Source organism: Vibrio sp. 704 (assembly GCF_033339295.1).
In genome coordinates this window covers 1-581 of sequence record NZ_JAWOUH010000749.1, presented here as the reverse complement: position 1 = coordinate 581, position 581 = coordinate 1, and the positions used below count along the sequence as shown (strand labels likewise).

Genomic DNA, 581 nt, shown 5'->3' with positions numbered 1-581 from the left:
GAGCCGCCTTCAAGCAGTTCGTTCAACCAAGACTTAAACGTTAACTGACCATACAGTTTGATCAATTCGTCTTTGTTTGGCTCTGCTTTCAGTAGCGACTCTGGTGTTTCTTCCAGTTCCACATCCAGCTTGATGGTAGCCAGCTCATAAGACAGCATAGCGTTGTCTTTGTTGTCGACCAGCTTCTTCGCCATGGTTTTCGAACCGCGGAAACCAAGTGCCGCGATATCATCCAGATTTTCGTACAACTTAGTAAGGCCACCAATGCCTTGCAGCAAAGCGGTCGCCGTTTTGTCGCCCACGCCCGGTACACCAGGGATGTTATCGACTTTATCGCCCATCAACGCTAGATAGTCGATGATCAACTCTGGCGGAATACCAAATTTTTCCACCACCCCTTCACGATCCATTACGACGTTCGTCATGGTGTTGATCAAGGTAATGTTGTCATCCACCAGCTGAGCCATATCTTTATCGCCAGTACTGATTAAAACAGGCATGCCTTGTTGCGAGGCTTGGTAAGCCAACGTACCGATGACGTCATCTGCTTCCACGCCAGGAACGCAGATCAACGGCAAACC

At 49.1% G+C, this 581-nt stretch carries 1 protein-coding gene; it reads right to left on the bottom strand.

Going from position 1 to position 581, the window contains the following annotated elements; genetic code table 11:
- Nucleotides 1–581, bottom strand: a 581-nt coding sequence (locus tag R7R24_RS28890; RefSeq protein ID WP_318120484.1) for a 5'-3' exonuclease H3TH domain-containing protein, incomplete at both ends; no start/stop codon positions are given.